The 4,837-nt window shown below is 58.5% G+C and carries 5 protein-coding genes; all 5 read right to left on the reverse strand.

Annotated elements, in window-relative coordinates; translation table 11 throughout:
- The coding region (locus ABIL25_09725; protein ID MEO0082544.1) for a toll/interleukin-1 receptor domain-containing protein at nucleotides 1–870 on the reverse strand (870 nt) is incomplete at its 3' end.
- Nucleotides 871–873: 3 nt separating this feature from the next.
- The gene (locus ABIL25_09730) at nucleotides 874–1,065 is read right to left on the reverse strand and encodes a DUF4062 domain-containing protein (GenBank protein MEO0082545.1); all 192 of its coding nucleotides are present in this window, start codon (nucleotides 1,063–1,065) and stop codon (nucleotides 874–876) included.
- 124 nt (nucleotides 1,066–1,189) lie between these two features.
- Entirely contained in the window at nucleotides 1,190–1,570 is a 381-nt protein-coding gene (locus ABIL25_09735) for a four helix bundle protein (GenBank protein MEO0082546.1), read from the reverse strand.
- A gap of 86 nt (nucleotides 1,571–1,656) precedes the next feature.
- Nucleotides 1,657–1,950, reverse strand: a complete 294-nt coding sequence (locus ABIL25_09740) for a RyR domain-containing protein (GenBank protein ID MEO0082547.1) — start codon at nucleotides 1,948–1,950, stop codon at nucleotides 1,657–1,659.
- Nucleotides 1,947–4,837: RyR domain-containing protein (locus ABIL25_09745; protein MEO0082548.1), on the reverse strand; the 2,891-nt coding region annotated here is incomplete at its 5' end. The genes ABIL25_09745 and ABIL25_09740, both read right to left, overlap by 4 nt.

A 4,837-nucleotide genomic window follows, 5' to 3' on the forward strand; every position in this document is an offset into this window, starting at 1 on the left:
GCCGCGTTCGAGTTTGGCAGGGCCCTGTGACCTCCCAACAACGGGCAGGGCACTTGCCTTCTGCGCCTGTTCCATCACTTCGTTCAGTTCTCCTTCCGGATGCACCCACACGCTCAGGGTGAATTCACTACCGAGCCTGACATACGAAGGTGTGGTCACCGTGAAACGAACTTCCTCCAAGCCAACCTTAGCGGTCGTTGCGAACGAAGCCAACAAAGGGGAAACCGCTGCAACGACCTGCCTCGCGACGATAGAAGCTGCCGTAACTGGCGAGACCGCCGGCAACACAGCAGTCAGCATTGTGAAGGAGGTATGAGTGTGAGTAAGTCCGCAAGTCACGTACTGCTTCTCTCCACCAGTGCGGTAGGCATATGCCAGCATTGGCGGGCCAGCGCCCAAGCAGGCTATGCTGTCTGCGAACTCTCTTAGATATCTGCAAAGCGCTCCAACTGCCTCATGCAACCACAGAAACGAATGTAGGGCAATCAGCCGGCGCTGAACCGCGTCGGCAAGATCAGTCATGCGGAATTGAGGTGTGAATGCATCCAGGTACTCAGCGTCCGCCAGGTACTGCGCCATCTTCCCCTTCGGCATGTCGGCGTCGATCCGCAAGCAAACGATGGCCAAACCATTGCCTACCGCAATCGCAAGCTGGTCAAGTACCTGCTGAGATTCGTCAGAATTCCTTGAAATCACAAGCACGACGATTCTCGCGGTGGCCACCGCGTCCACAACAGCATACCCCCAACAGCCGAAGGCGTCGCGCGGGGCATACCAACAGCGGACCCCGCGACCTTCCAAGGTCGCACAGACAGCATCCGCAATCGCCTTGTCCTCGCTCGCGTAGCTGATGAAAACGTCGTGGGCCACGGTCTAGCCTCGCAGCATCATACGCCGACCGCCGTGCAGGCCAATACCAACCCGGTACTCCTCGCGCAGCCTCGGGAACACGAACCGGACCAGGTGGTCCCGCTCGGCCTGCATGTCTCTGAATGTCGATGAGATGAATACCCGAACCGTCCGCCAGGTCTGCGACGAGGACGGTTTCAGGTTATCAGGTTTCATGTTAGCAGGTTTCTGATCCTAGGCAGGTAGGTTCCAGGTTAGCAGGTCGCTGGCTGTTGGGTTCCAGGCTGGCAGGTTGCGGGTTGTCGGGTGTCATGTGCACAAGTCCAGACGTGCAACCCTTTCAGGTCTTCTGGCGGTCAGTCTTTTTCAGATACCGGATGAAGGAGGCTACCTGTCTGGAAACCGTGGTAGCGGCATCTGAGAGGGCACGAAACTCGGAATCGTCCAGATACCCAAGGTCTTGTGCCGCATACGCGAGCGAACGCACTTCACCGGCCGAACCTCGGGCAATGAAGAGGAACTGCGTGAATTCCTTGTGGCTGCCGCGCTCGAATCCTTCTGCTATATTGGACATGATGGAGACCGCTGCCCGCTGCATCTGGTCCTTTAGTTCAAAATCACGGGCAAACCCCGCCCTCCTTGTAACCTTGTAGACCTGCTTCACCAACTCACGGGCATTCTGCCAGGCCTCGATGTCCTCAAACCTCTCTATCCTCGCCATTCACTCACCTCAACCTGCAACCTGCAAACCTGCAACTCATTGGGCAACTTGCCAACCTGCAACCTGCAAACCTGTTAACCTGCAACTCATCTCGGCTTCTCGATAGCGTACCCCAGCGCGATGATAGCTCTGAGTGTTTCCATCGCCGCCTTGCGGTCGTATTCTTTCTCGGATTCCGGCAGTTCGGCGTAAGGAACGAGGTCCGGATGCTTCTTGGCCGCATCGTCCCGCTTCGGCCCCCAGGTCCAGCCTTCGGCAATCCGCTGCCTTGCCCAGTTGTCGTGCGCGTTCTCGGCCAGTTTCTCGGTCAGCGCTTCAAGTTCGGCCGGAATCGTGATGTGGCTTGTATCAATCGGCTTGGGTATGTATGCCTTCTTCATCGCACAATCTCAAGACCGACCTTGGCCAGATAGGCCGGCATTTTGCGGACCGTTGCCCTGTCCCATTCTTTGACGTCCTCCGGAAGTTCCGACCAGGGGACCAGATAAGGACTCGTTTTCTCTCTCTCATCCTTCTTCGGCCCCAGCTTCCATCCAAGCCTGAGCCTTTCAACAACCCATCGGGCATGTTCCATCTCAGCCATGGTTTCGATTTCCTGTTTGGTGAATGTCATCTGAACTGGTTCGCGGCCCCTGGGTGCTCTTCTCAAAGTACAGCCTATCGCTCGCAGCTTGTTGTGAACGTCCCGCGCCTGTTCAATACTGGAACGCCGGAACACCTCGGACAGTTCTTTCCAAGGGAGCATCGCCGGGTCAGGAACATAGCCGGACTTCCGCTTCTCGTCTCGATGCCCCTCGTGTATCGCCTCTGCGACCGTAGACTCCTGAGCCGGGGTCAAACCACGAGCCGGGGAGCCGACAAAAGCCCGCAGGGTCAGAGCATCTTTGGGTAGTTGAATCAATGCCGGCGCTACTCCCCAGGTCTCGTCAGCCATGAGCCGCGCTGCCTCCCTGCCGCCCTTTTCGAATACCGCGACCGTAGCACCGAAGGCGAGCGCAATGCGGTACTCCGCTCCAGCTATCCGGCCGCCGTTGATGCCCACAACTTTGACATCATACGGTTTGATGCCGCTAGCGATGATGTCAGCCCAGGAGAACAGCGGCTCCTGCAGGCTGAAGTCATTCCCCTCAGTTCGGCGCAGGTCAGTGTAACGTCTGTCAATCTTCACCCATTTTGGTTTGCTCGCCATGCGCCGAGGAAGATACGTGACCGTGCGGACCACTGACCGGCCGTACGTTTCCTGTACGTCGCCGGCAAGACGGCCGATACCGGCATTCGTGCCGCCCGAATATATGGTTCCTCGGAACCCGCCGAAGCCCTGCACCACGGTATCCCTATAACCCTGCACCGAAGTTTCAAACTTTTCGTCACAAGAACCGGCGAGTATTACGCACGCTCCCTCAGCCGGCACTGCAGTGCCAGATTGCGCAGACCGTCTGAGCACAGGCAGATAGAGCTTGCGGAACGCGGAAGAAAGCTGTCTCGCGTTCTGCTCCTCCTCTCGGTGCCGAGCCTTTGCCTCTGCAAGCTGCTTGCCAAGCTTAGCGACATTATCACCAGCTTTCTTGATGTCACTGGCAGAGACTTCAGCCGGCTCTTGTCTTTGCCGTTTCTTGAGTCCACGCATTTCCAGCTTTGCGGTGGCCAGCTTCCGCTCAAGATTGTCAACTGTATTCCATTCCGCTTGCTCCCGCTTCCAACTCTGTGCCGCTGCTGCCATGTCCAGAAACATCCCTATGGACCCGGGCACGCCGGTCAACTTCTTCGGCGGCATCCCGGCCAGGCCACACTGTATCCTTTCAATCATGGCCCTGGCGCATCTGATTGGCCATACACCATCGCTCAGGTACACGGCCTCGGCGTAAGCCTCAACTGCGTCCTCGGCTCGTCCAAGTAGCAAGGCGCAGGTGCCCACATCGTAGAGCGACCATGGTATGTGAAGTTTCGTCTCGGCAAGTTTCCCTGAGGTCTCACACACGTTCTCCAGAAGTGGCCTGAGCAGCCGCAGGGCATCGGGGTTCTTCTCAGAGCAGAGCCGGCACGCCGCGTAGCTCGTGACTGCCCTTGGGTCAGTTGGCGCACACTCGAAAGCCTTGGCGTAATACACAGCGGCCTTCGGACAGGATGCGCGACCTCGGACCTTGAGGCCAAAGACCATTCCCCGAGCCGATGACTTGGGGCAGTAGCTGTCGCCCAGGCTGCACCAGGCGGCAACCTTTGTTGGGTCTGCCTCGGCGGCCTCTCTGAGCACGGTGCGTCCGGTGCCGTGTCCGGCGAACAGGGCCAAACCCAGCAGCGACAGCACCTCGGCGTTGTCGTCTTTTCGATAGCGGCCTAGCACTTTCTCCGCAGTACTCCAATCTTCAACCGACACGGCCAGACGGGCAACCTTGTTCGCCAGTTCGACGCTGGGGCTGGCTGCCAGAGCAACCTGCCATTTCTTGAGTTCTGCCCGCCGTTTCTCATAGGTCATGAAAGAACCGTAGTCAAGCCGCAGGGCATCGAGTTCGGCAACCCCGCCTGCAAATTCATCATCCGCCTCCTCAAGTATTGCAGCAATCCGGTGCAGGCGGCGCTGGAGCCTGGGCGGCGGAGTGTAGTCAGTTTTGTACAGGCGGTCGTGACCGATTGCGGCCCAGGCGTGTTGCAACACAGTCTTGACCTGAATCTCCGCCTTTCGATTGCCAATGGCACGCACTAAGTCCAGCGCGCCACGACACCCGCGCCATCGACCTTTCTTGCGGCGCAATACCTCTTGCATTGCTTCTTTCAGAAGTCGGGCGCCGTCCTGCCGCATCACCCGACCCAGAAGCCTTAGCACGCGCCTGCACCCGGCTCGCCTGAAGCACTGGCCAAGACCACGGTCAGCCTCGACACTGCCGATAGCTCCAATCAGCCTGTCAACCGGCACTCCCCTAGTGGCCCGCCTGAAGCCCGGCAGGCCGAGAAGCATGATCCACGGCATCTGGACGATGTAGTGTATTGACGCGTAGCCGAATCGGTCTGGCGCCAAGCGTTGACGAACATCCTCGCTGTTGGCCTCGTCAATCTGAAAGCTCGCCCGAATGAGTTCGCACATGCGGTCAGCTTCTGCCTGGGTCAGTGTAATAATCCTGGCACCGCAAAGGTCAGTGAACTGGTGCACCGCATCCTGGTACTTGTCATACTTGCGCACCACTTTCTCGCCGAAACTCGGAACCGACTTTGCACGCGACTGCACGACTGCTTCGATGCCTCGGCTCGCGCATGCCCGCGCCAGGAACTCCC

The organism is candidate division WOR-3 bacterium (genome assembly GCA_039801365.1).
Classification (GTDB): Bacteria; Hydrothermota; Tepidihabitantia; order Tepidihabitantales; family Tepidihabitantaceae; genus JBDRUN01.